The sequence below is a fragment of the Actinoallomurus sp. NBC_01490 genome (assembly GCF_036227085.1).
Taxonomy (GTDB): domain Bacteria; phylum Actinomycetota; class Actinomycetes; order Streptosporangiales; family Streptosporangiaceae; genus Actinoallomurus; species Actinoallomurus oryzae.
This window is the reverse complement of record NZ_CP109433.1, coordinates 9511388-9535406: the sequence shown is the minus strand read 5'-3', so window position 1 is coordinate 9535406 and position 24019 is coordinate 9511388. Positions and strand designations below refer to the sequence as shown.

22 protein-coding genes are annotated in these 24019 nt (G+C 71.4%); 8 read left to right on the top strand and 14 right to left on the bottom strand.

Annotation, left to right across the window (positions count from 1 at the left end; all coding sequences use genetic code 11):
• Positions 1-24: 24 nt before the first annotated feature.
• Both OG417_RS43705 and OG417_RS43700 read right to left on the bottom strand, forming a co-directional pair.
• Entirely contained in the window at positions 25-615 is a 591-nt protein-coding gene (locus OG417_RS43705; protein WP_329242245.1) for a hypothetical protein, read from the bottom strand.
• A 224-nt stretch (positions 616-839) separates the two neighbouring features.
• Positions 840-2009 carry a methyltransferase domain-containing protein gene (locus OG417_RS43700; protein WP_329242243.1) on the bottom strand — a complete coding sequence of 390 codons (1170 nt, stop codon included), beginning with the start codon at positions 2007-2009 and terminating at the stop codon, positions 840-842.
• A 259-nt stretch (positions 2010-2268) separates the two neighbouring features.
• Here OG417_RS43700 and OG417_RS43695 point away from each other — a divergent pair, with 259 nt between their 5' ends.
• Positions 2269-3165, top strand: a complete 897-nt coding sequence (locus OG417_RS43695) for an SDR family oxidoreductase (protein WP_329242240.1) — start codon at positions 2269-2271, stop codon at positions 3163-3165.
• A gap of 19 nt (positions 3166-3184) precedes the next feature.
• On the top strand, positions 3185-4237 hold the full coding sequence (locus tag OG417_RS43690; RefSeq protein ID WP_329242237.1) for a YncE family protein: 1053 nt from the start codon (positions 3185-3187) through the stop codon (positions 4235-4237).
• Between the two features lie 29 nt (positions 4238-4266).
• On the opposite strand, the gene OG417_RS43685 is transcribed toward OG417_RS43690, so the two are convergent.
• From OG417_RS43685 to OG417_RS43675, 3 genes are read right to left on the bottom strand one after another with little or no spacing between them, the layout of a single operon-like run.
• Positions 4267-4857, bottom strand: coding sequence for a TetR/AcrR family transcriptional regulator (locus OG417_RS43685; protein ID WP_329242234.1), 591 nt, complete (start codon positions 4855-4857; stop codon positions 4267-4269).
• A 43-nt stretch (positions 4858-4900) separates the two neighbouring features.
• Positions 4901-6868 carry a hypothetical protein gene (locus tag OG417_RS43680; protein ID WP_329242231.1) on the bottom strand — a complete coding sequence of 656 codons (1968 nt, stop codon included), beginning with the start codon at positions 6866-6868 and terminating at the stop codon, positions 4901-4903.
• A 27-nt stretch (positions 6869-6895) separates the two neighbouring features.
• Positions 6896-8218 carry a sigma 54-interacting transcriptional regulator gene (locus tag OG417_RS43675; protein ID WP_442875612.1) on the bottom strand — a complete coding sequence of 441 codons (1323 nt, stop codon included), beginning with the start codon at positions 8216-8218 and terminating at the stop codon, positions 6896-6898.
• A gap of 359 nt (positions 8219-8577) precedes the next feature.
• Here OG417_RS43675 and OG417_RS43670 point away from each other — a divergent pair, with 359 nt between their 5' ends.
• The 4 genes from OG417_RS43670 to ilvA all read left to right on the top strand — a co-directional run bounded on the left by OG417_RS43670 (position 8578) and on the right by ilvA (position 14087).
• Positions 8578-9771 (top strand): FIST signal transduction protein, encoded by a 1194-nt coding sequence (locus tag OG417_RS43670; protein WP_329263016.1) that lies wholly within the window; start codon positions 8578-8580, stop codon positions 9769-9771.
• A 75-nt stretch (positions 9772-9846) separates the two neighbouring features.
• Positions 9847-10794, top strand: a complete 948-nt coding sequence (locus OG417_RS43665) for an ROK family protein (RefSeq protein WP_329242225.1) — start codon at positions 9847-9849, stop codon at positions 10792-10794.
• A 186-nt stretch (positions 10795-10980) separates the two neighbouring features.
• The gene (locus tag OG417_RS43660) at positions 10981-12810 is read left to right on the top strand and encodes a stealth family protein (RefSeq protein WP_329242223.1); all 1830 of its coding nucleotides are present in this window, start codon (positions 10981-10983) and stop codon (positions 12808-12810) included.
• Between the two features lie 65 nt (positions 12811-12875).
• Positions 12876-14087, top strand: a complete 1212-nt coding sequence (gene ilvA / locus OG417_RS43655) for a threonine ammonia-lyase (protein WP_329242220.1) — start codon at positions 12876-12878, stop codon at positions 14085-14087.
• A gap of 40 nt (positions 14088-14127) precedes the next feature.
• Here ilvA and OG417_RS43650 read toward each other — a convergent pair whose 3' ends face one another.
• The 3 genes from OG417_RS43650 to OG417_RS43640 form a co-directional block, all read right to left on the bottom strand.
• Positions 14128-14910 carry a DUF899 domain-containing protein gene (locus OG417_RS43650; RefSeq protein ID WP_329242217.1) on the bottom strand — a complete coding sequence of 261 codons (783 nt, stop codon included), beginning with the start codon at positions 14908-14910 and terminating at the stop codon, positions 14128-14130.
• A gap of 147 nt (positions 14911-15057) precedes the next feature.
• Positions 15058-15867 carry a hypothetical protein gene (locus OG417_RS43645; RefSeq protein ID WP_329242214.1) on the bottom strand — a complete coding sequence of 270 codons (810 nt, stop codon included), beginning with the start codon at positions 15865-15867 and terminating at the stop codon, positions 15058-15060.
• Positions 15868-15934: 67 nt separating this feature from the next.
• Positions 15935-16423: an Lrp/AsnC family transcriptional regulator gene (locus tag OG417_RS43640; RefSeq protein ID WP_329242211.1), complete on the bottom strand. Its 489-nt coding sequence runs from the start codon at positions 16421-16423 to the stop codon at positions 15935-15937.
• A gap of 104 nt (positions 16424-16527) precedes the next feature.
• On the opposite strand from OG417_RS43640, the gene OG417_RS43635 reads away from it, so the two are divergent.
• A complete protein-coding gene (locus OG417_RS43635) occupies positions 16528-17697 on the top strand; it encodes an MFS transporter (protein ID WP_329242207.1) in 1170 nt (389 codons plus the stop codon).
• Between the two features lie 11 nt (positions 17698-17708).
• On the opposite strand, the gene OG417_RS43630 is transcribed toward OG417_RS43635, so the two are convergent.
• From OG417_RS43630 to hppD, 4 genes are all read right to left on the bottom strand, one after another.
• The gene (locus OG417_RS43630; protein ID WP_425550869.1) at positions 17709-17906 is read right to left on the bottom strand and encodes a hypothetical protein; all 198 of its coding nucleotides are present in this window, start codon (positions 17904-17906) and stop codon (positions 17709-17711) included.
• A gap of 167 nt (positions 17907-18073) precedes the next feature.
• Positions 18074-19501, bottom strand: coding sequence for a M1 family metallopeptidase (locus tag OG417_RS43625; protein WP_329242201.1), 1428 nt, complete (start codon positions 19499-19501; stop codon positions 18074-18076).
• Between the two features lie 103 nt (positions 19502-19604).
• Positions 19605-21017, bottom strand: coding sequence for a M1 family metallopeptidase (locus tag OG417_RS43620; protein ID WP_329242198.1), 1413 nt, complete (start codon positions 21015-21017; stop codon positions 19605-19607).
• Between the two features lie 124 nt (positions 21018-21141).
• Positions 21142-22284, bottom strand: a complete 1143-nt coding sequence (gene hppD, locus OG417_RS43615) for a 4-hydroxyphenylpyruvate dioxygenase (protein WP_329242195.1) — start codon at positions 22282-22284, stop codon at positions 21142-21144.
• A 158-nt stretch (positions 22285-22442) separates the two neighbouring features.
• Between hppD and OG417_RS43610 the strand changes: the two genes are divergently transcribed.
• Positions 22443-22910, top strand: coding sequence for an Lrp/AsnC family transcriptional regulator (locus OG417_RS43610; RefSeq protein ID WP_329242192.1), 468 nt, complete (start codon positions 22443-22445; stop codon positions 22908-22910).
• A 40-nt stretch (positions 22911-22950) separates the two neighbouring features.
• Here the strand turns inward: OG417_RS43610 and greA are convergent, their stop codons facing one another.
• Both greA and OG417_RS43600 read right to left on the bottom strand, forming a co-directional pair.
• A complete protein-coding gene (gene greA, locus OG417_RS43605) occupies positions 22951-23451 on the bottom strand; it encodes a transcription elongation factor GreA (RefSeq protein ID WP_329242189.1) in 501 nt (166 codons plus the stop codon).
• Between the two features lie 133 nt (positions 23452-23584).
• On the bottom strand, positions 23585-23950 hold the full coding sequence (locus OG417_RS43600) for a DUF4307 domain-containing protein (protein WP_329242186.1): 366 nt from the start codon (positions 23948-23950) through the stop codon (positions 23585-23587).
• Between the last annotated feature and the right edge of the window lie 69 nt (positions 23951-24019).

The following is a 24019-nucleotide window of genomic DNA, read 5'->3' as shown; positions in this document are numbered from 1 at the left end:
CCCTTCGGCTTCCGGCCATCCGGGTCAGCCGTGCCAGACCATCAGCACGAGGATGACGATCCAGATCAGCGCGACGACGCCGGAGATGGTGGCGATGCGGCCGGTCTCGACCTTGGCGGCCTCGGCGGCGGGTTTGGGCTTCGGCGCCGGCTCAGGTTTCGGCTCGGGCGTTTCGGCCTTCTCCGCGCCGGTCGGGACGTCGGTGCCGGCCACGGGCTTGTCGGTCGGCGCGGTGGTCGCGGCCGTGTCGGCGGGCCGAGCGGCCTCCGCCTGCACCGCGCGGTGCTCGGCCGCGGCGACCTCGATCTTGTGGATGGCCTTGCGCTGGTCACGCTCGACGATGAACAGCAGCACGAACGCCACGATGAACAGCGTCATCGACGCGGACAGCCACATCTGATCGAACTTGCCGTGCGCCAGCAGCGCGCCGAACAGGAAGATGCCGAGCGTGAGCAGCCCGTAGATGCGGGTCATGCGGTTCAGGTTGCGTACGACCGACGCCTCACCGCGCCGGATGTGGCGCGGGGTGGCCATCGTCGCGGCCGTTATCGGCCCGAGTGCGAAGATCGCGAAGCCGATGTGCAGGATCATGAGCAAGCGATCACCACTGGACATGGCACGACCCTAGCGCCCGCCCGAGGTGGCGGCCAGTGCACCCGTACGTCACGCTGCGTGAGACCACCGGCCGGCCCTCACCGGCCGAGCACGCGTCTCCGGCTTGCGTTGGAGCACGCTCCAGCTTCTAGGGCCGACGACCGTGAAGTCCCGTGGCCCAGGTGGCGCCCCGGCGACACCGGGGTCGGTGACAGTGCCGCCCTCCGCCACTGAGCCGGACCGCGTCACCCACCCGAGGTCGCCGGGGTCACCACGTGCTCGGGGCGGTCGATCCAGACCCGCCGGCCCTCCGGTGTGACCGTCAGGCCGAGCCGGTCGTAGGCCGGGCGTCCCATCCCGAGCCACCGCAGGTACGCCTGCTCGGCCTCGTCCCACAGCCGCCGCGCGCCCTGCTGGCGTACGAGGAACTCCTCCTGGCCGGGAACGTGGTCGGCCGACGCCCACGCGCCGTCGTCGCCGGACTCGACCAGCCACAGCGTGCACGCGTCCGCCTCGCCGTAAGACAGATGGGTCCGTACGCCGGGAACGGCGGCCGCGAGGAACAGGTCGGCCACCGCGTCGGCGCGCAAGCGCCGGGGATCCAGCCGCGTCACCGACTCGGCCAGGCCCTCCGCCGGCAGGTCAGACAGCGACCGCCAGGGGACGCGCTGACCCCGCAGCGGCATGTAGCCCGCGAAGCCGGGGAACGCCCCGACCGCCGTACCGTCGCCGAGAACATGCAGCCGGGCGAGCCACCCGAACCCCCAGCCCGGCGCGAACGGCAGCACGATGACGCCGCCGGGCCTCGTCTGCTCCACCCAGGTGTACGGGATGTCGGTGACGCCGGCGGCGACGTGCACGCGGTCGAACGGCGCGGCCTCCGGCAGCCCCAGCGTGCCGTCACCGACGAACAGGCGCGGCGCGTGGCCCGAGCCGGAGAGGTTCTTCGCCGCGATCTCGGACACCGTCGGATCGATGTCGATGGAGGCGACGTTTCCCGCTCCGACCCGGTACGACAGGAGCGCCGCCGTCCATCCCGTACCGGTGCCGACCTCCAGGACCCGGTTGTGGTCCTCGGGGGAGAGGTGGCTGAGGAACTCGGCGACCGTACCCGGCGCCGAGCAGGAACTCGACGGCTCACCGAACTCCGCGACGTCGGCCGTGCCGTCGGCTCTCTGCGTGATGATCGCCGCGTCGGAGTAGACGGCGTCCCACCAGGTGCCGGGATCGACGGCCCGGTCGATGAGAAAGCCCTGATCCGGGCCGTTCGGCGCGGCCCACGCCCGCTCGGGCACGAACAGGTGGCGAGGCGCCGCGTGGAACGCCGCCCGCCACGCCGGATCCAGCAGATCCCCGTCGGCGGTCAGCCGATCACAGAGCCGGTCGATCCGGGAACCGAGATCGTCGGGGCTCATCGGCCCGCCTGCCCCATCGGAACCTCCCACAAGGTAGGGGAGCAGTGGACAGCAGGCTAAGACAAGGGGTCAAGGCGTCTCTGTAACCACCCGGCCACGCTCCGGTGGCACGCGCGTCGCCCCCCATGCCCACCATCCATACATGGACACGCTGTCTCGTATCTGCTACGTTTCTGGACACGGTGCTCCGAAACTCGGGTGCCGATCATCTCTCGGTTGTGTCCTGATGCCCGGGCAAGGGCAAGAGGAGGTCGCGCAGATGCGCGTGTTCGTAACGGGAGCCAGCGGCTGGATCGGATCCGCCATCGTCGACGAGTTGATGACCGCGGGCCATGAGGCCGTCGGCCTCGCCCGGTCGGAGAGGTCCGCGCGGTCACTGGCGGCGAAGGGCGCGGGCGTGCTCCGCGGGGATCTGGACGATCTCGGTTCCCTGCGCCGAGGGGCGACCGACGCGGACGCGGTCGTCCACATGGCCAACAAGCACGACTGGGGCAACCCGGCGGAGTCGGACCGCGCCGAGCGGGCCGCGGTCGAGACCCTCGCCACGGCGCTGGTCGGCACCGACCGTCCGTTCGTGGTCGCGGCGCCCCTCTCCGGTCTCGTCGAGGGCAGGCCCGCGGTGGAGTCGGACGTTTCGCCGGCCGTGGGCCCGGACTCGAACCGGGGCGGCAGTGAGAACCTCGCGCTGGACCATGTCGACCAAGGCGTCCGCACCATCGTCAGCCGGTTCGCGCCGAGCGTGCACGGCGCCGGCGACTGGGGGTTCGTCAACTTCCTGGTCGGCGCCGCACGCAAGCAGGGCGTCTCCGGCTACATCGGCGACGGCTCCGCGGCCTGGTCGGCGGTGCACCGTTCGGACGCGGCCCGGCTCATCCGGCTCGGACTTGAGCAGGCTCCGGCCGGGACACGGCTGCACGTGACCGCCGAGGAGGCCATCACGACCAAGGCGATCGCGGAGGCCATCGGCCGGTACCTCGACGTTCCGGTCGTCTCGATCGACCCGGAGGACGCCGACGCCCACTTCGGGTTCGTCGGGAGCTTCTTCGCCAAGACGATGACCGCGTCGAGTGAGATCACCCGCACGACACTGTCCTGGACCCCGACCGGGCCGACGCTGGTCGAGGACATCGAGGCCGGCGCGTACGCCACCGCCTGAGCCGAGTGGAGGAAACGCTATGTCAGAGTTCTCCCGCGCCGGCCGAGACGGCGACGTTCTGGCCGTGGTCATCCAGAGCGGGCCGGCGGTCGAGTTCTTCGATGTCGTCTCCGACCGGTGCGTCGGTACGGTGCGAACCCTCGCCGAACCCCATGAGCTGTGCTTCGACCCGGTCCAGCGCCTGCTGTGGTGCACGATGACGTACCGCTCGGGCTTCTACCACGCCAACAGCGGAAGGCGCACCGAGCTGACCGTGATCGACCCCGACACACGCCGCATCGTCGAGGTCGTGGACCTCGCCCCGGAACACGCGCCGCACGGCCTCGCGCTGGACGCCGCACGCGGTCGCCTCTACGTCAGCGTGGAGGGCTCCGGCGAACGGCCCGGCGGTGTCGTGGTCATCGACACACGGACCCGCCGGCCGGTGGGCAGGATCGACACGGACGCGCCCGGCTCGCACTGGGTTGCCATCGACGCGGCCGGAAGGACCGGCTACGTCGCCAACAAAGAGGCGCCCTTCGTGTCGGTGCTCGACCTCGAACGGGAGACCCTCACCGCGAAGGTCGGGGTGCCGGGCAGCGAGGGACTCGCCGTCTCCGCCGACGGTGCCCGCGCGTTCGTCGCCACGCCCTACAACGGCTCGTACGCCGCGGCCGAGGACCGGCCGGCCCCCGGGATCAAGGTCATCGACACGCGGACGGCGTCCGTCGTCGACACCCTGCCCACCCGGAACCCCGTCATGCCCGTGCACCTGACCTCGACCGGGAAACTCCTCGCGGGCGAGGTGGCGGTCGAGCCGGAGCCTGCGCCGGGAGCCGTACGCATGGCGCCGGGCCGCCTCACGGTCTTCTCCGCCGACACCCACGAGCCGTCGGGTGGGCTCGAGGTGGGACTCTGCCCGCTGACCATCACCTCGTCTCCCGACGGCCGGATCGCTTACGTGGCCTCCTACGCCTCGTCCGTCGTCGACATCGTCGACCTGGAGACGCTGGAGCGCCTGGCCCGGCTGGACCGACCCGAGTTCGGCGAGACCGGCGCCCACGGTCTGGCCTATATCCCGGGTCCGGCCTGAACGACCCGCGCCCGGCGGATCGCCGCCGCTCAGGTGGTTCCGGTGATCTCGCCGGCTCGGACCTCGTGGAGGAACGCCTCGGCGAGCTCGCGGGCGACGAGCTGATCGGGATCCCGTCCGCTGAGGATCCAGAAGAACGTGGGTCCGACCAGGAGAGCGGTGGCCTGGTCGACGGCGCGTGAGTCGGCGTCCGGGCGGAGCACCCGCTCCACGACGGCTCGCGCGCTGTCCCCGAGGATGTCCTTGGCCGCGAGAAGGCCGGCGACGGCCGGGTCGTGCTGCGCCTCGCCGATGAGCGCGCGGTAGGCCGCCCCGGCCGGCGAGTGCGCGAGGAAGCGGGCGAGCGCCTCCAGGTAGGCCACCAGATCGTCGACCGGGTGGTCGGAGAGGGGCAGGGTGAGCTCCTCCTCCGCGTCGCCGGCACTGGCCTCGAAGAGGATCTCCGCCTTGGTGGACCACCATCGGTAGACGGTCTGCCGGGAAACGCGCGCCCGCTCGGCGATGGACTTCATCGTCATACCGGCATAGCCGACCTCGAGCAGCAGGTCGTCGGCGGCGTGCAGGACGGCCATGCGGGCTTGTTCGCTGCGGGGGCGCCCGCCTCGACCGTGCTCCTTCATGTCCGGCACTATACAAGGACACACTGTCTCGTAACCTGAGAGATCAGTGGCCGCCCCGGCGTACGCGGAGGTAGTCGCGGACGACGTACTCGCCCAGGCGTTCCGGGGTCGGGGCGAAGACCCGGCCGCCGTTGCGCCGGGCGACCTCCTCGACGAAGGAGACCAGGCGTTCGTCGTCGGCCAGCATGAAGATGTTGAGCGTCGCCCGGCGGCGGGTCATCTTGTCGACCTCGGCCAGGGTGAGCTCCAGCGTCTCCGGTGACGGCGGCCAGTCGAACGACGAGCGGCCGTCGCGGAGCAGGTGCGCGGTCGGCTCGCCGTCGGTGATCACCAGGATGATCGGGTCGTGTTCGGGGTGCTTGTCGATGTGGCGACCGGCGATCATCAGGGCGTGGTGGAGGTTCGTGCCCTGCACCATGTCCCAGTCGAGCCCGGCCAGCTCGGTCGGGTGCAGCTCGCGGGCGTAGTTGGAGAAGCCGACGATCTGCACGGCGTCCTGCGGGTACTTGGTGGCCACCAGCGTGTGCAGGGCGAGGGCGGTCTGTTTGGCCGACCCCCACGTGCCCCGCAGCGCCATGGAGTAGGAAAGGTCGACCAGCAGGCACACCGCCGCCGCCGTGCGGCGCTCGGTCTCCAGCACCTCGAAGTCGTCCACCTCCAGGCGTACGCGGGGCCGCTCGGAGGTCGCCACCGTCCCGCCCCGGCGCAGGGCGTTCGACAGCGTGCGGATGACGTCGATGGGCTGCTCGTCGCCGGACCGCCACGGGCGGCTGGCGCCGGTCAGCTCGCCCGCCTGACCCGCGTCGACCTGGTCGTGGTCGCCCTTGCGCGAGGCTTCGAGCTGGGCGAACACCCGCCGCAGCGCCGTCTCGCCCAGCCTGCGCACCGCCTTGGGCGTGAGGTCCAGAGACCCTCCACGGCGCTTGAGATACCCCTGGCGTTCGAGCTCGGCCTCGATGCGCCGCAGCTCGGCCAGGTCGTCCACGGCCTGGCGGCCCAGTGCCCGGCGTACGGCCTCCTCGTCGATGTCGTCCATCCGCGCGCCCGGGTAGTCCTGCCGCAGCGCGCCCTCCAGCTCGGCGAGGTCGGCGAGCTCTTCCAGCGCGGTGGTGGCGTCGCCCATCGACATCGGGTCATCGCCGTTCATCCGCTCCGAACCGGTCCAGTCCAGGTCGGGCCGCCGCTGTCGCAGCGCCGAGCCGAGCCGGGCCATCTCCTCGGCCAGCCCGGCGTCCTCCAGCGCCTGGGCCATGAGCCCGGCCAGCTCTTCCCGCTGCTCGGGCGTGAGCGAGGCGAGCAGCCGCTCGGTCGCGGCGGCGCGCCGGGCCAGGGAGTCGACCAGTTCTTCCAGGTTGCGGGGATTGTCGGGGAAGAAGTCCCCGTACTCCCGCATGAAGGCGTCGAAGTCCTCCTGCGTGTGCCGGCCGCGCGCGTCCTTCTCGAGCATGTCGTTGAGCGCGGACATCATGTTCTTGACCCGTTCCATGGCGGCCGGGTCGGGGTTGGTCATCGCCTGCTTCATGCCGCGGAACTGCGCGTCCAGCACGTCGCGACGCAGCAGGTCCTTCAGCTCCTCGAACGTCTGGCGCGCCTCCGGCGAACGCCACTGATAGGGCGACAGGCGGCGTACGGCCTGCGCGGTGTCCTCCGGCAGCGTGTCGAGCTCGGCCTCGCGCAGCCGCGCGTCGTCGCTCGGGTCGGGGAACAGCGCGGCGCGCTCCTGTCCGACCGCCCGGTCGAGCAGGGCGCGCGCCTCTTCGAGCGTGCCGTCGAGGCGCCCGCTGCCGCGCAGCTGCCGCCGCCGGGAGCGCACCTGACGCAGCAGGTCGTCCAGGCCGCGCCGCCGCCGTTCGCCGGGCAGCCCGCGGCGCAGCAGCTCGCGCAGCGCCTCGGCCGGCCCGGTGCCCTCCAGCATGGAGTCGCCCATGGCGTCGATGGCCTCGCGGATGTCGTACGGAGGCGCGAGGGGATCAGGTCCGTCGTGGTAGGGCCCGTACCGGAATCCGGACACGGTGACCTTCTTTCCTCGTGACGAAACTCAGGTGCGGTACGTGGACGTGCCGTCCGCGACGTCCTTGGACAGCCGCCGCATGAGGTAGAGCCCTTCGAGGGCGAACTCCAGCGCCGCCGCCGCGTGTCCGGGCGACTCGCCCTCCATGCCGAGGCCGTCGAGGATCCGCGACAGGCCGGTGACCGGGCCGATGCGGTGCAGCAGCTCCGCGGCCGGCACGAGCTCGCCGGCGTCGACGGTGGCGCCGCGGTCGAACCGGTCGAGCAGGCCGGTCAGGTCGGCCGAGCCGAGCATGCGCCGCCAGGCCTCGGCGGTGGCGCGGCGCAGCAGGTGCGCCAGCACCTCCTCCTCGCGACCCTCCTCGCTGACCTCGAACTCCACCTTGCCGAGCAGGGTCGGCACGATCGAGGGCAGGTCGCAGACCCGCGCCACCGGCTGGTCCTCGTTCGCGACGGCGCCGCGGCGCAGCGCCGAGGCGGCGACGGTCTCGGTGGCCGCGATGGAGAACCGCGCGGACACGCCGGAGCGGGTGTCCACGGCCGGCGACTCGCGTACGAGCCGGGTGAACCGGGCGATGACCTCCATCAGGTGGACCGGTACGGCGGCGGTGACCTGGGCCTCCTGGCCGATCAGCACCAGCTCGTCGTCGAGGTCGAGCGGGTAGTGGGTGCGGATCTCGGCGCCGAAGCGGTCCTTCAGCGGCGTGATGATGCGGCCCCGGTTGGTGTAGTCCTCGGGGTTGGCGCTGGCCACGAGCAGGACGTCGAGCGGCAGCCGCAGGGCGTACCCGCGGATCTGCACGTCGCGTTCCTCCAGCACGTTGAGCAGCGACACCTGGATCCGTTCGGCCAGGTCGGGCAGCTCGTTGACGCAGAAGATCCCGCGGTTGGTGCGGGGCACGAGCCCGTAGTGGACGGTCTCCGGGTCGCCGAGCGTACGGCCCTCGGCGACCTTGATCGGGTCGATGTCGCCCACGAGGTCGCCGACGCTGGTGTCGGGGGTGGCGAGCTTCTCGCCGTACCGGTCGTCGCGGTGCTTCCAGTCGATCGCCAGGTCGTCGCCGTGCTCGTCGAGCAGCCGGCGGCAGCGTACGCACACCGGGGCGTACGGGTGATCGTTGATCTCGCAGCCCGCGACGATCGGCGTCCACTCGTCCAGGAGGCCGCCGAGCGTGCGGATCAGCCGGGACTTGCCCTGACCGCGCTCGCCCAGGAGGACGAGGTCGTGCCCGGCGATCAGGGCGCGTTCGAGGTGGGGCAGGACGGTGTCGTCGAATCCGACGATGCCCGGAAAACGTGGCTCGCCGGTGCGGAGGCGGGCAAGGAGGTTGTCGCGTATCTCGGTCTTCACCGGCCGGTGGACATGACCACTGGCGCGGAGCTCACGAAGTGTCGTCGGTCGCGTGTTCACTGTCCTCTATCGCTATCTCAATGGTGGCCGGCCAAGGGCGCGCTCACGTGTCGCCGCCCCCGGTCTCGCTCGCCGTACTCCCGCGCGTGCTCGTGCTCCGTTCGACACTATGCCCGGATTTTCGGATCCGCATCCGCAGAGCCGTTGGCGACACGGCGGGTTGAGAGTCGTCAAGACCGGGTAGGGGAACCCGCTGACCTTAATCGGACGGCCCGGAAGGGGCCCGCCGCTGGGCCGGGAAACCTCCACACATTGTGGTAGACCGTAAGGAATCGGACGTGTTGATGGGGGGCGAGGCAGTGGCGCGGTTCGGCGACGGTCTGGCCGTCGGACCCGACCTTGTGGCGGCCGCGGACTCCGCGGTGGCGCAGGCCCGCCTGCCTCTCGACGGCCCGCCCGATCTGGTCTTCGTGTTCGTGTGCGCGCAGGCCCCGGACGCCGTCGAGCGGGCCGCGCGGCGGGCGATGGAGGTCGCCGGCACTCCCAACGTGATCGGCTGCGGCGCTCCCGGCGTGATCGGCGGCAACCACGGCGTCGAGGACTCCAGCGCGGTCAGCGCGTGGGCGGCGCGGCTGCCCGAGGCGCGCATCGAGCCGTTCCGGCTGGAGACCCTGAAGTTCCCCGGCGAAGAGTCGGACGGCGCACAGCGCCTCGCCGTGGTCGGCATGCCCCAGACCAGGGACGACGACGTCGTCGCCGTCCTGCTCGCCGACCCCTACAGCTTCCCGGTGGACGCCTTCGTCGAGCGGTCCGGTGAGGTCCTGCCGGGCCTGCCGATCGTCGGCGGCCTGGCCACCGGCCAGGGCGGGCGCGGCTCCGCGCGGCTCTTCGCCGACGGCGAGATCGTCGACACGGGCGCGGTCGGCGTGCTGCTCGGCGGTTCGGTCATGACCGCGACGCTGGTCAGCCAGGGCGCCCGGCCGGTCGGCCCGCCGATGGCCGTCACCCAGGCCGAGGACAACGTCCTGTACGAGCTGGCGGGCACCCCCGCGCTGACCAAGCTCGAGGAGGTCGTGGCCGAGCTCCCGGACAAAGAGCGCTCGATGATCGAGGGCGGGCTGCTGATCGGCATCGCGATGGACGAGTACGCCGAGCAGCACGAGCGCGGCGACTTCCTGGTCCGCGGGGTGATCGGCGCCGACCCCGAGGCGGGGGCCCTCGCCACCGGCGACGTGATCGAGGTCGGCCGTACGGTGCGCTTCCAGGTGCGCGACGCCGGCGCGGCCGACGAGGACCTCACCCTCATGCTCGGCGATCTCGGCCTCGCGCCGGTCGAGGGAGCGCTGCTGTTCTCCTGTACGGGCCGGGGCCGGGCGATGTTCCCCAACTCCGACCACGACGTGCGCCTGGTGCGCGGCATGCTCGGCACCTCGGGGATCGGCGGGTTCTTCGCCGCCGGCGAGATCGGGCCGGTGTCGGGCCACAACCACGTGCACGGGTTCAGCGCCTCCATCCTGGCCTTCGGGCCGGAGGCGGGGAAGGGGGCCCGATGACGTGGGCCACCGGACCACCCGCCGGACCGTGACCTCGAAGGAGCGGTACCGGCTCGGTTAGGGGAGCGGCGGAAAATGGAAGACGGCGGCGGTGCACCGGCGAACGCCTCGGTTCTCGCGATCGACATCGGTGGCACCAAGATGGCCGCCGCGCTGGTCGAACCCGGCGGCCGGGTCGGCGCCTACGAGCGCATCGTCACGCCCCGGCCACCCCACGTCGACGCCGACGGCCTCTGGCGCACCCTCCTGGCCCTGATCGATAAGCTCCCGGCCAAGCGGCTCGCCGGCGTCGGAGTGGGCTGCGGCGGGCCGATGTGGTGGCCGTCGGGCGAGGTCTCCCCGCTCAACATGCCCGCGTGGCGGGCCTTCCCGCTGCGCGAGCGGCTCGTCGACCGCTTCCCCGGTCTGCCGGTCCGGGTGCACAACGACGCCGTCGCGGTCACCGTCGGCGAACACTGGCGCGGCGCCGGGCGGGGCCGGCCCAACGTCCTCGGCATGGTCGTGTCCACCGGCGTGGGCGGCGGTCTCATCCTGGGCGACCGGCTCATCGACGGCGCGAGCGGGAACGCCGGGCATATCGGGCACGTGATCGTCGACCCGGACGGTCCGCCCTGCGAATGCGGCGGGCGGGGCTGCCTGGAGGCGATCGCCCGCGGCCCCGGGCTGTCGGCCTGGGCGCGCGAACAGGGCTGGACCGGCGAGACCGGCAAGGAACTCGCCCACGACGCCGCCCGCGGGCACCCGGTCGCCGTCCGCGCGATGAACCGCGCGGGCTGGGCGCTGGGGGTGGCGATCGCCTCGGCCACCCACCTGTGCGACCTTGACGTCGTCGCGGTCGGCGGAGGCCTGTCGCAGGCCGGGCCGCTGCTGTTCCGCCCGCTGGAGGACACCTTCCGCGCCCACGCCCGCATGGACTTCGCCCGCGAGGTGCGGGTGGTCCCGGCGGCGCTGGGGCAGATGGCGGGCCTGGTCGGCGCGGCGGCGTTCGTCTTCGGCGGCGAACGCTACTGGACCCGCGACTGACCGGCGGGCGACTGACCAGCGGCTACTGACCGGCGGCGACTGACCGGCGGCATGAAATTTCCATGATCTTCGTCGGCGTGTGAACCGATGACCTGAGGTAACGGTCCCCCTAATAACCGGAAAATCTATGGCGAACTCTGGCTAACCCCCGCAAGCCGGCGCGCCAGTTCATGTTGGGACTGACACATGCAGGATGCCGTACGGGCACCGTACGACGACCCGGTGGGGGAACACCCGGACGCCGACCGGCACACCGTGGCGCCGAACCGGATCGTGCTCGCTCCGACCAGCACGGAGTCGTTCTGGCTGCTGCGCCTCTACCGGAAACTCATGCCGCGGTCGCTGCGCGCGCGGGTGGCGCGCCGGGTGTCGCCGGAGGCGCGCAACCGGTTCCTCCTGAAGGCCTCCGCGGGCGGCCCGCTGCGCCGGCTCGCGGACCGCCGCACGACCCTGTGGTACCACCTGCGCCACCGGCGGCTGCTGGCCCCGGCCGAGCGGGGGCTGGCCCGCACCCGCGGCCGGGTGCGGCTGGCCGAGATCCGCGCCGGCCTCACACCGGTGTCCGTCCGCCGGGAGACGCTGGACCTGGTGTGCGCGAGCCTGACGGCGGCCGGCGTGCCGTACTTCTGCCTGCGCCCGCTCGACGACCGCCAGTCGGCCGTCGGCGTGGCGGCCACCGACCGCGAGCGCGCGGTGCGCGCGCTGGCCCGCGCCTGCGCGGAGGCCGGGGCGTACGTGGGCGACGACGGCCGCTACGGGTTCGGCGACCGGGCGTGGCGTAGCGTCGCCGGTGCGCCGGTCCTGCGGATCGTCCGTTACTACAGCACGCCGGACGGGCGGCTCGTGGTCGGCGAGGAGCACGGCTGCGCCGTGGAGTTCTGGACCCGGGAGGAGGACGACCTGGTCGCGCCGCGGCCCAACCGCGTCGCCGAGCGCGTCCCGGCGGACGGGCGCACGGTGCGGGTACCCGAGGCGTGCCTGACCACCCTGTCTCCCCACGGCGAGCCGTACGGCGACTACCCCACGCGACCCGAGTTCACCGCCCGGCTGGTGGAGGACGTGACCTTCCCCATCGACGTCGTCTACACCTGGGTCGACGGCGCGGACGAGGCGTGGCGGGCCCGGCGCGACGCGGCGCTCGAGGCGGTCGGCGTCGCGCGGCTCAACCGGCAGGCGGCCAACGACGCCCGCTACATCAGCCGCGACGAGCTGCGGTACTCCCTGCGCGGCGTCGCCGCGTACGCGCCGTGGGTCCGCCACATCTGGATCGTGACGGACGGCCAGGTGCCGCCCTGGCTCGACGTGGACCACCCGAAGGTGACGGTGGTCGACCACCGCGACCTCTTCGGTGACCGCGGCGTCCTGCCGACGTTCAACTCGCACGCGATCGAGTCGCAGCTCCACCACATCGACGGGCTGGCCGAGCACTTCCTGTACTTCAACGACGACTTCTTCCTCGGCCGCCCGGTGCGGCCCGCGCAGTTCTTCCAGGCCAACGGCGTCAGCCGGTTCTTCACCTCCAAGGCGCAGGTGGCACTCGGCGACCGGTCCGTGGCGGACCTGCCGGTGCTGGCCGCGGGCAAGAACAACCGGCGGCTGATCGAGGAGGCCTTCGGGCCGGTGCTCACCCAGAAGATGAAGCACGTCCCGTACGCCCTGCGGCGCAGCGTGCTCGCCGAGATCGAGCAGCGGTTCGCCAAGGAGGCCGCCGAGACGGCGCGGCACCAGTTCCGCCACCCCGACGACATCGCGATCCCCTCGTCGCTGCACCACTACTACGCGTTCCTCACCGGACGCGCCGCGCCGGGGCACATCAACTACTCCTACACCGACCTGGCCGCCCGCGAGACGCCGTACCGGCTGCGCCGGATGCTGTCGCTGCGGCGGTTCGACGTGTTCTGCCTGAACGACACCGACTCCGACGCGGTGACACAGGCACGGCAGCTGGAGCTCATGAGCTGGTTCCTCGACGCCTACTTCCCGGTGCCGAGCCCGTACGAGAAGGGGCCGCGATGATCTGTGCGCGGCCGCGCCGACCTGCGAGCGAGCATCCGTGATGCGGGCGTGGTTAACTCTGGACCATGAGTCCCGCCGTCGGCATCGATGACATCCGCGCGGCCCGCGAGCTGCTGCGGGACGTCACCGTCAACACGCCGATCCTCGGGTCCCGGTCACTGTCGGCGAAGATCGGCGGCCCTGTCCACCTGAAGTGTGAGAACCTCCAGCGCGCCGGGTCCTTCAAGTCCCGCGGTGCGTACGTGCGCATCGCGCGTCTCTCCGACGAAGAACGGTCACGGGGCGTCGTCGCGGCGAGCGCCGGCAACCACGCGCAGGGCGTCGCGCTCGCCGCCAAGCTGCTCGGCAGCAGGGCGGTCGTCTTCATGCCGGCCGGCGCCCCGCTGCCCAAGGTCGTGGCCACCCGCGCGTACGGGGCCGAGGTCGTGTTCGAGCGCCCCGGCGTGGACGCCTGCCTCGCCGCGGCGAACGCCTACGCCGAGGAGACCGGCGCCGTCTTCATCCACCCGTTCGACCACCCCGATGTGGTCGCGGGTCAGGGCACGCTCGGCCTGGAGATCCTCGAACAGTGCCCCGACGTCCGCACCATCCTCGTGGGCATCGGGGGCGGCGGGCTGATCGCCGGGATCGCGGCCGCCGTCAAGGCGGTGCGCCCGGACGTCCGCGTGGTCGGCGTGCAGGCCGAGCGCGCCGCTGCCTTCCCGCCCTCGCTCGCCGCCGGCCGCCCCGTCATGGTCGAACCCGCCGCGACCATGGCCGACGGCATCTCCGTCGGCCGCCCCGGCGACCTCACCTTCGAGATGGTCTCCAAGCTCGTCGACTCGGTGGTGACGGTCTCGGAGGAGTCGCTGTCCGCCGCGATGGTCAACTGCCTCGAACGGTCCAAGCAGGTCGTCGAGCCGGCCGGCGCCGTGGGCGTCGCCGCGCTGCTGGACCGGCCGCAGGAGTTCGAGGCCCCGGTCGTCACGGTGCTGTCCGGCGGCAACATCGACCCGGTGCTGCTGTCGAAGGTGCTCCGCCACGGGCTGGCGTCGGCCGGACGCTACCTGGTGTTCCGCGCGCGGCTGCGCGACCACCCGGGCGCCCTGGTGGACCTGCTGTCCGAGCTGGCCGAGATGGAGGTCAACGTCCTCGACGTCGTCCACGAGCGGGTGGCCGCCCGGCTCAACGTCGACGAGGCGGAGGTGCTGTTGCACCTGGAGACCCGAGGGCCCGAGCACTGCGACGAGGTGCTCGGCCGGCTCCGCAAAGAGGGCTACACCCTGAGCTTCAACTGAGCCGGGTCTCCAGGCACCTGACGCCGTCGGCGAAGGCGCGTCAGTGGTGGTGGCCGTGCCGCCCGAGGGTCTCCACGGGGGTCGCGCCGGGACGGGTCCACTGTGGCGCGGGGCGGCTGGTCGGGCCCCAGGTGGCGTTCCCGTCCGCGTCCGAGCGCCAGTACCAGCACGCGTGGCGCCCCTCGGGCCGGCCCTCGGGCTTGTCCTCCCACGCCTCGCCGCGGCCGTAGGGCGTCATGTCGAGCAGGGCGAAGGACCCGTCGGCCGGCTCGTTGCCACGTCCCGTCGTGGAGTAGGTGAGGAACGCGCGGTCGCCGTCGCGCAGGAAGCAGGTGATGTACCCCATTTCTCCGCCGACCGGCGCGTCCACGCCGCGCACCGAGTACCAGGGCTGGGTGTAGCCCATGAACTCGACGTAGGAGGCCACCTCCTCCCACCGGCCCGTGGTCACGATGGCGAACGAGACGCCGCGGGCGTTGAGATAGACGGCGTCCTTGAGGTGCCAGGCCATCTTGGTGCAACCCTCGCACTGCCCCTGGTGCGGCGCGCCGTCGTGCCACATGTGCTTGTAGACCACGAGCTCGTCGCGGCCCTGGAACAGGTCCAGGAACGGGACGGGGCCGTCGGGTCCGACGATCTCGACCGTCCCGTCGAACTCCACCATCGGCAGCCGGCGGCGGGCCGCGGCGATGGCGTCACCCTCGCGGGTGTGGGCCTTCTCGCGGACCAGAAGCTCGTCCCGGGCCGCCTGCCAGGTGGCCAGGTCGACCACGGGCGGGCGGCCGGGCAGCGCGGTGGTCGGGTCGTCCGGCGTGGTCGTCATGGTGTCCTCCGTGGTGTCTCGTGCCGGGTGGCGCCGTAGCACTTCCTACGACGGTCACCGGAACAGACTCGCGACCCGGCCGGAACTCATCGCGGCACGGGCGATTTCTTCGACGGGCACCACCGTCTCGCCGACGGCTCCGCGCTCTCAGACGAGATGGTGCCCCAGGAAGGGGATCTGCGCCGGAAACATGCGGCGGCGGAACACCGAGTCGTGGCATCCGGGGTAGATGCCGCCGGTGACCTCGGCGGTCCTGGCGGCGCGGAGCCGGTCCAGCAGGGTTTTGGCCGGGATCGAGAGCGGGTCGTCCCGGCCGCAGGTCACCGAGACCGGAATTCGCGCGACCGACCTGGAGAACGCGACGGCGTCGTCGCGGGAGATGGCGGGCGACGTCGCCACCACCACGGCGACGCGATCGGGTCCCAGCGCGGACGCGAGGCTCAGCACGCCGTGGCCGCCGATCGACCAGCCGAGCAGCCCGATGCGGCCGGTGGAGAATCCCTGGTCGTGCAGAAAGGGCACCAGCGACTCGGTGATCACCGACGACGGCTCGCCGGCGGCGTCGGCCCAGTCGTCGATCGCGGCGACGGCGAACGGAGGGACCCCGCTCTGGACGGCCGCGGCGAGGTAGTAGTGGATGCCGTAGACGTCGAAGGGCGTCCGGGCGTTCCCGTTCGAGCCGTGCAGCATCACCACCACCGGGAGGTGCTTCGTCGCGCCGGGCGGGAAACCGACCACGGCGGACGTCATCTGTCCTCTCGCGGAGAAACGCAGCTCGCGTACGGGCCCGGGCGTCACCTTGGGCAGCGGAGGCATCGAGCCGCATTTCCCGAGATAGGGCGCCAGCCGATAACGGCCCGGAAGAACGTCCGACTGCACCAGCGGGTAGGCACATCCCGCGGCGGCCACGGCCGCCGCTCCCGCGATGAGGACATGACGACGAGAAACGGCGGACATTCGGTGAATGTAGCGTGATCGTCCCCGCCTGCACCGGCCAGTTCGAGGACTCGTGCACGTCGTACGGTCAGACGCTCCAGCCGCTGTCGGTGACCGGGCGCGGCTGGGCCGGGGGCGGCTCGACGGGGCGGCCCTCGTACTGGGTCGACAGGACGATGTGAGAGTTCATCTCGCCGTGTTCGCCCAAGCGCTCGAGTAGTCCCTCCAGGTGCTGCATGGACGCGACCCGGACGCGGAGCATCGAACAGGCGGTGCCACCCAGCTTGTGTATCTCGGTGACCTCCGGAAACTCCTCGGCCGTCGTCGTCTTGAGCAGGCAGCTGCCCAGAGCGCAGCGCATCTGGACGAACGCCGTCAGCGGCAGCCCGGCCTTGCCCGCGTCGACGCGCGCGCCGTACCCGGTGATGACGCCCGCCTCCTCCAGCCGCCGTACGCGCTCGGCCACGGCGGGAGCGGACAGGTTCACGAGACCTGCGAGCCGGTTGTACGACAGGCGGCCGTCGCGTTGCAGCTCGCCGAGGATGCGCCAGTCGGTCTGATCGAGCGGTTTGTCCATCCGGAAAGTCTGGCGCGGAATCTCCTGGCGAACAACAGGCGTATCACCCTGTTCTCCGTTGATCGGCCATTTATCCGGAGGCTCGACTTTTCTACCGTCAAGGCATGATCCGTACACGCGTCATGGCGGCACTCTTCTCCGGTGCCGCGCTCATGAACGCCGCGATGGCCATCGCGAGCGCGGTCGGCACGATCGTCGCCGGCGACCACCTCGGCGCACGCTGGGGCGCGGTCCCGAACACCGCGGGCATCGTCGGCACCGGCACCGGCGCGCTCATCCTCACCTGGATGATGGGCCGCCGAGGCCGGCGAGCCGGCCTGACCTTCGGTTACCTGGCCGCGGCGCTCGGGGGTGCGATCGCGGCCTGCGCGGTGGCGGCCGGGAACGTCCTCGCCCTGAGCGCCGGACTGCTGCTGCTCGGCCTGGGCAACGCGGGCGCGCAGCTGTCGCGGTACGCGGCGGCCGAACTCTATCCGCAGGAGCGGCGGGGCTTCGCGATCAGCATGGTGGTGTGGGCCGGCGCGGTCGGTGCGGTGATCGGGCCGCTGCTGATCGGACCGGCCGACACCCTGGCGTCATCCCTCGGCCGCACCGCACTGACCGGGCCGTACGCCGTCGCCGCCGTGGCGACACTGATCGCCGCGGGCGTCGCCCGCCTGGCCCTGGCCGGCCGGGGAGGCCGCGCGGCGTACGGAGCGGAGTCCGTGCGGCTCCGGGAGCTGGCCCGGGACTCCGGGGCGCGCACGGCACTGGCGGTGATGGTCACCGCGCAGGTCGTCATGGTGGCGGTGATGACGGCCACCCCGCTGGAGATGCACATGCACGGCGAGGGGCTCGACGCCGTCGGCCTGGCGTTGTCCGCGCACACGCTGGGCATGTTCGCGCTCTCGCCGGTCACCGGCCGGCTGATCGACCGGACCGGCCCGCGGCCGGTGATGGCCGGCGGGCTGGGCGTCCTGGTCCTGGCGTCGGCGCTGGCGGCGACCACGTCCGGAGGCGGCGCTCCGCTGCGGGCCGGTGCGCTGTTCCTGCTCGGCTACGGCTGGAACCTCTGCTTCGTCGGCGGAAGCGGCCGGCTCGCCCGCGACCTGCCCGAACCGGCGCGAGCCGGAGTCGAGGGCGCCGTGGACGCGACGGTGTGGGGCGTCGCGGCACTGGCGAGCCTGGTGTCCACGCCGGTGCTGTCGGCGGGCGGATACGCGGCGCTCGCCTGGGCGGCCGCCGCGTGCGCCCTGGCACCGACGGCGTTCCTGCTCACCGCCGAGACGCGGTGACCCGCATCGAACTAGGCGTGGTCGACCAGCTCGCGGACGCCTGCCTCGCGGGCGCAGTGCGCGCAGCAGAAGAAGCGGTCGCCCGCCTCGACGCCGTGGCCCACGATGCGGCACTGGCAGTGCTCGCAGATCGGGGCCATGCGCTGGATCGCGCACTCGAACGAGTCGAACACGTGCACCGCGCCCTGCGCGTGCACCTCGAACGACATGCCGTAGTCGTTACCGCAAACTTCGCATGTGGCCATGAGTCCCCCCGAACCCATCCCCAGTGGTGGTCACCCTCAGTCTTCCCCCGACCGCGCCCGCTGATGTCGCGTCCGGGAAAGACGAACGTCCCCGGGCCCACGCGAGGCCCGGGGACGTGCGGCGGGGACGCCTACAGCGCGGGCTTGCCCGCGGTGTACAGCCACGCCTGGAACAGCGGGCGCAGGTCCTTGTGGGTGTACCGCTGGGCGAAGGCGGTGAACTCCGCGGTCGTGTCGTTGCCGTACCGGTGCTGGGCCGGCCACGCCTTGACCAGGGCGAAGAACGCGGTGTCACCGATCGCCCGGCGCAGCTGGTGCAGCGTCATCGCGGCCCGGGTGTACACCAGGTCGTCGAAGATGTGGTCGCGGCCCGGGTCGGCCACCTTCCCGCTCCAGTCGGTGGAGGAGGACTTGTACGCCTCGTCGAAGTGCTGCTGGGCCGTCTCGCCGCCGTGCTGCTCGCTGTAGAGCCACTCGCTGTAGGTCGCGAAGCCCTCGTTCAGCCAGATGTGCTGCCAGACGTACGGCGTCACCTCGTCGCCGAACCACTGGTGGCCGAGCTCGTGTGAGAGCAGTGTGGCCGAGGGCAGGGCACCGGCGGTGCGCCGGGCGTACACCGGGCGGGTCTGGGTCTCCAGGGAGTATCCGACGTCCGGCGCGAGCACGCTGATGCCGCCGGTCGCCGAGAACGGGAAGCGACCGTAGAGCTTCTGCTCCCAGTCGATGACGTCGGCGGTCGCCTTGTTGAAGTCGTCGGCCGCCGTCTTGTCGCCGGCCGGCACCGAGGCCGGGTCGACGGCCGTGATGTTGCGCAGGCCGGTCGCGGTGCGCGTGTCGCGGACGTCGAAGTGGCCGATCGCCATCAGCACGAGCTCGCTCGCGGTGGGCTGCCGGTCGACCCAGCGGAAGGTGGTGTTCGCGCCCTGCGTGCGCTCGCCCGCGGGTACGCCGTTGGCCAGCACCTTCAGGCCGTTCGGCACGGTGACGGTGAAGTCGTACGTCGCCTTGTCGTGCGTCGTGTCGTTGACGGGGTACCAGGTCGCCGACCCGAATGGCTGCGACAGCGCCACCGCGCCGTCATGGGTGGCGATCCAGCCGGAGAGCCCCAGCGCCGGGTCGTTGATCGACTTCGGCACGCCGGAGTACGCGACGTCGACGGTGAAGACCCGGCCCTGCGGCACGCCGCGGTCCGGGGTGATCACCAGCTCCTGGGCGCCGGTGCGGGTGTAGGAGGCCTTCCGCCCGTCGACCGTGAGCTTGCTGATCTTCAGCGGGCCGAGGAAGTCGAAGTCGAACCGCGACAGGTTCTGGGTGGCCCGCGCGGTGATCTTCGCGGTGGCGTCGATGGCCTTGGTACCCGGGTCGTACTTCAGGCCGAGGGAGTAGTGCTGGGCGTCGTATCCGCCGTTCCCCATGTCGGGGAAGTAACGGTCGCCGGCGCCGGGCAGACCCGGCGTGAAGGCACGGTGACCGGCATACGCGGTCGCCGTGGGGGCGAGCAGACCGATCGCCGCCACTGAGGCGGCGATCGACAACGCTCGCGAGGTGTTCCTCGCCATGCGAACTCCCGTCGTCAAAGCGCATGCGTAGCTGAACATGCAAGGGGAAGCATGCTCGGCCGAATGCTCCACTGCAAGATCCGTTTCGGTGCGGCGTCTCCGGCTACCAGTTCACGGGCCGCCCTCGGTCGTACAGCCACACCTGGAACAGGTGGCGCAGATCCATGCCGGAGACCCGCTGGGCGAGCGCCGTGAACTGCGCGGTCGTGGCGTTGCCGTGGCGGTGCTCGGCGGTCCAGGCGCGCAGGATCGCGAAGAACCGCTCGTCACCCACCTTCTTGCGCAACGCGTGCAGCGCCATCGCGCCGCGGTCGTAGACCGAACGGCCGAACAGCGCGGTGCGGCCGGGTGCGGCCGGCGGGATGTTCCACAGGTCGGAACTGCGCGTCTGGGCGTACCGGCTGTCGAACTGCTGCTGGACCGTGTCGGCGGGGTTCTCCCGCTCGCCCCACATCCACTCGGCGTACGTCGCGAACCCTTCGTTGAGCCACATGTCGCTCCACCGCGTCACCGAGACGCTGTCGCCGAACCACTGGTGGGACAGCTCGTGCGCGACCACGGTGGGCAGGGCGGCCATGCCCGCGATGTACTCCGGCCTGGTCTGGGTCTCCAGGGCGAACTGCACCGGAGCGTCGTCGACCACCCCACCGGTCGAGGTGAAGGGGTATGGGCCGAAGAGCTTGGCCCAGGCGTCGGTGACCTTCACCGTGTTCGCGTACAGGGCGTCCAGGCCGGCCTTGTCGACGGACGGGTCGACGGCGACGTAGACCGGCACCCCGCCCGGCGTGCGCCCGCTGCGGATCTTGAACCGGCCGACGTCGACCATCGCGAGGTAGGTCGCCATCGGGTCGCGCTCGCGCCAGGTGTAGGTCGCGGTGTCGCCGGACTCGGTGGTGCCGGCGAGCTCGCCGTTGGCCACCGCGGTCAGGCCGCGCGGCACGGTGACGCGGAACCCGAACGTCGCCTTGTCGCCCGGGTGGTCGTTGCCGGGGAACCAGCTGTGCGCCCCGTCGGGCTCGTCACCGGTGAAGACACCGTCGCCCGTACGGATCCAGCCGTACCGGCCGAGCAGGTGATCGTCGACCGCCTTGGGGTTGCCGGAGTAGGTGACGGCCACCGTGAACGAGCCGCCCTTGGCGATCGGCTTCGGGGGAGTGACGACCAGCTTGCCGGGAGCACGGCCGTGCTCCGCGGACACCCCGCCGACCGTGACCTTGGTCACGTCGAGTCCGGTGAGGTCCAGATCGAACCGGCTCAGCGCCTGGGTGGCGGTCGCGGTGATCGTCGTGGTGCCGGCGACCGCCGGGTGCGCCCGCGGGGTGATCTTCAGGTCGAGGTCGTAGTGCTGGACGTCGTAGCCGCCGTTGCCGCTGCCGGGCACGACGGAGTCGCCGGCGCTCGCGGCGCCGGGCGCCGCGTGCGCGACCTGCTGCGCGGGGACACGGGCGTTGCCCTCCGTGCAGGCCGTCAGGGCCAGGGGCAGGAGGACGCTCGCGACGATCCGGCGGGCTCTCATCGGTCAAGAGTGGCTGGTCAGAGGCCCAAACGCCAAATCCGCGGGGTAAAAACGCCCCCGGCGCGCGTACGGACCTGGCATAGCGGGCATCGCGCGCCGGGAGGGGCCGCTGGGACGGGACGGATCAGAGGTTGCCGCGGCGTTCCTGTTCGCGTTCGATCGCCTCGAACAGGGCCTTGAAGTTGCCCTTGCCGAAGCCGAGCGACCCGTGCCGCTCGATCAGCTCGAAGAAGACCGTCGGGCGGTCCTGCACCGGCTTGGTGAAGATCTGCAGCAGGTAGCCGTCCTCGTCGCGGTCGACCAGGATGCCGCGCTTCTGCAGCTCCTCGATCGGCACGCGCACCTCGCCGATGCGCGTCCGCAGCTCCTCGTCCTCGTAGTAGGAGTCGGGAGTGCTGAGGAACTCCAGGCCGGCGGCGCGCATCGCGTCGACGGAGTGGAGGATGTCGTTCGTGGCCAGGGCGATGTGCTGCATGCCCGGCCCGCCGTAGAACTCCAGATACTCATCGATCTGGGACTTCTTCTTGGCGACCGCCGGCTCGTTGAGCGGGAACTTGACCTTGCCGCCGCCGTCGGCGACGACCTTGGACATCAGCGCGGAGTACTCCGTGGCGATGTCGTCGCCGATGAACTCCTTCATGTTCGTGAAGCCCATGACGCGCTTGTAGAAGTCCACCCACTCGTCCATCCGGCCGAGCTCGACGTTGCCCACGCAGTGGTCGATCGCCTGGAAGAAGCGCCGGTCACCGGGGGCGACGATCGGGTCGGCGGCGACGTATCCGGGCAGGTACGGGCCGGAGTAGGCGCCGCGCTCGACCAGGGAGTGGCGGGTCTCGCCGTACGTGGCGATGGCGGCGATCACGACCCGGCCGTGCTCGTCCTCCAGCACGTGCGGCTTCTCCAGGCCGGTCGCGCCGTGGGCGACGGCGTGCTCGTACGCGGCGGTCGCGTCCGGCACCTCGATGGCCAGGTCGATCGCTCCGTCACCGTGCTCGGCGACGTGGCGGCCCAGGTCGGTGCCGGCGTGCACGGCGCCCTTGAGCACGAACCGCGCGCCGCCCGACTCGAGGACGTACGCGGTCTCGTCCCGGCTGCCCGTCTCCGGCCCCTTGTACGCGACGCAACGCATGCCGAACGCGGTGGAGTAGTAGTGCGCGGCCTGCTTGGCGTTGCCCACGGCGAACACGACGGCGTCCATGCCCTTGACCGGGAAGGTGTCCGCCGCGCGCGCGTCGGTCGCGACGTGTTCGTTGGCTGCGGTCGTCATGGTGCTCCTCACGCGACGGGTGAACGACAGCTCGACACCCACAATGTCGATCCCGTCCGCAGGTTGCGCAAGAGCACTTGAAATGTTTGAGCAACCTGTACACCCTGAACCCGGGAGCACCCGAAAATCTGTACAGGCTGCCCACAGCGAAGGACACCATGATCGACGAACTCGACGCGCGACTGATCGCGCTGCTGTCCGCGGAGCCGCGCATCGGCGTGCTGGAGTGCTCGCGCCGGCTCGGCGTCGCGCGGGGCACCGTGCAGGCACGCCTGGACCGGCTACAGGAGCGCGGCGTGATCCGGGGGTTCGGCCCCGAGGTCGACCCGGCCGCCCTCGGCTACCAGGTCACGGCGTTCGTGACGCTGGAGATCCGGCAGGCGGGCGGGCACGACCCCGTCGCGGCACGGCTGGCCGCCATCCCCGAGGTGATCGAGGTGCACACGATCACCGGCGGGGGCGACATGCTGTGCCGCATCGTCGGACGCGGAAATCAGGACCTGCAGCGCGTCATCGACCTGATCGTCGATGTGGAAGGCGTGCGGCGGACGTCGACCGTGATCGCGTTGGCGACCCCCGTGCACCAGCGGACCCTGCCGCTGGTGCACGCGGCCGTACGTCAGTGAGGCGGAGGGGCCTGCTCGAAGTCCCCGCAGGCCCTAAGGCTCAGGAGCCGCCGTAGGGCGTGGCGTCGATGATCTCGACGCTCATGCTCTTGCCGTTGGGCAGCGTGTACTTGGCCTTCTCGCCGACCTTCTTGCCGTTGATGGCGGCGCCGAGGGGCGACTTGGGGGAGTAGACGTCGATCGGTGCGCCGCTCTCCTCACGCGAGGCCAGCAGGAACGTGACCTCCTCGTCGTCGCCTGCGAACTGGACGGTCACCGTCATTCCGGGACCGACCACTCCCTCCGCGCGCGGCGCCTCGCCGACGCGCGCGTTCTGCAGGATCTGCTGAAGCTGGAGGACGCGGCCCTCCTGCTTGCCCTGCTCTTCCTTTGCCGCGTGGTAACCGCCGTTCTCGCGGAGGTCACCTTCCTCGCGGGCGGCCTCGATCTTTGCGGCGATCTCGATCCGGCCTTCGCCCGTGAGGTAGTCCAGCTCCTGCTTGAGCCGGTCGTACGCCTCCTGGGTGAGCCAGGTGACGTTGGCGTCGCGGGTCTCGGTCACGGGTACTCCTCATCCACGTGAAGTGCGGCCGTAGAACTCTCAAGGCTACCGGCATTCAAACGTGAAGTAGCCAGCGCAAGAGAGCTTTGTGTCGTTATGACGCTCTTGTTTGTTCCCCATAGGAGAGCCGGTATTAACCTGTGCGGCACCCCTGAACGTCAACCGCGTTCGCCTTGGACGTCGTCGGAAGCTGCTGGTGGCGATCGACGTCACCGGTCCCGGTCGGGACGGTCACCTCCATCCGCCCCACTTCCGCGTGGTCGGTGTCGTACGCGATGAGCGCGCAGCGCACGTTGTCGCCCTTGGACTTGGCGATCTGGTAGTGCACGCGGACCGACCGGTCGGCGGCCTGCCAGGAGACGATCTGCGGCGTGATCCCCGGAGTGCCCTCCGTGTGCGCCATGATGATGGCCCAGCCGGCGGCGCAGATCGCGACGAACACCCCGATGACCGCGTAGGCCACCCGGTTGCGCGTGGTGGTGGTGCCGGTCGGGCTCATGGGAATCTCCGTGCGGGGCGGTGTTGTTCTCAGGGAGAATCATGCTTCGCGGTGCGGTCACCGGGCGTC

Coding starts and splice junctions, on each gene's coding strand:
- OG417_RS43640 (WP_329242211.1), bottom strand. CDS start 16,423: ATGGACAAACCGCTCGATCAGACCGACTGGCGCATCCTCGGCGAGCTG.
- OG417_RS43665 (WP_329242225.1), top strand. CDS start 9,847: ATGGAAGACGGCGGCGGTGCACCGGCGAACGCCTCGGTTCTCGCGATC.
- OG417_RS43600 (WP_329242186.1), bottom strand. CDS start 23,950: ATGAGCCCGACCGGCACCACCACCACGCGCAACCGGGTGGCCTACGCG.
- OG417_RS43625 (WP_329242201.1), bottom strand. CDS start 19,501: ATGGCGAGGAACACCTCGCGAGCGTTGTCGATCGCCGCCTCAGTGGCG.
- hppD (WP_329242195.1), bottom strand. CDS start 22,284: ATGACGACCGCAGCCAACGAACACGTCGCGACCGACGCGCGCGCGGCG.
- OG417_RS43685 (WP_329242234.1), bottom strand. CDS start 4,857: ATGAAGGAGCACGGTCGAGGCGGGCGCCCCCGCAGCGAACAAGCCCGC.
- OG417_RS43705 (WP_329242245.1), bottom strand. CDS start 615: ATGTCCAGTGGTGATCGCTTGCTCATGATCCTGCACATCGGCTTCGCG.
- OG417_RS43660 (WP_329242223.1), top strand. CDS start 10,981: ATGCAGGATGCCGTACGGGCACCGTACGACGACCCGGTGGGGGAACAC.
- OG417_RS43645 (WP_329242214.1), bottom strand. CDS start 15,867: ATGTCCGCCGTTTCTCGTCGTCATGTCCTCATCGCGGGAGCGGCGGCC.
- OG417_RS43700 (WP_329242243.1), bottom strand. CDS start 2,009: ATGAGCCCCGACGATCTCGGTTCCCGGATCGACCGGCTCTGTGATCGG.
- OG417_RS43635 (WP_329242207.1), top strand. CDS start 16,528: ATGATCCGTACACGCGTCATGGCGGCACTCTTCTCCGGTGCCGCGCTC.
- OG417_RS43695 (WP_329242240.1), top strand. CDS start 2,269: ATGCGCGTGTTCGTAACGGGAGCCAGCGGCTGGATCGGATCCGCCATC.
- OG417_RS43620 (WP_329242198.1), bottom strand. CDS start 21,017: ATGAGAGCCCGCCGGATCGTCGCGAGCGTCCTCCTGCCCCTGGCCCTG.
- OG417_RS43690 (WP_329242237.1), top strand. CDS start 3,185: ATGTCAGAGTTCTCCCGCGCCGGCCGAGACGGCGACGTTCTGGCCGTG.
- ilvA (WP_329242220.1), top strand. CDS start 12,876: ATGAGTCCCGCCGTCGGCATCGATGACATCCGCGCGGCCCGCGAGCTG.
- OG417_RS43630 (WP_425550869.1), bottom strand. CDS start 17,906: ATGTCGTTCGAGGTGCACGCGCAGGGCGCGGTGCACGTGTTCGACTCG.
- OG417_RS43650 (WP_329242217.1), bottom strand. CDS start 14,910: ATGACGACCACGCCGGACGACCCGACCACCGCGCTGCCCGGCCGCCCG.
- OG417_RS43610 (WP_329242192.1), top strand. CDS start 22,443: ATGATCGACGAACTCGACGCGCGACTGATCGCGCTGCTGTCCGCGGAG.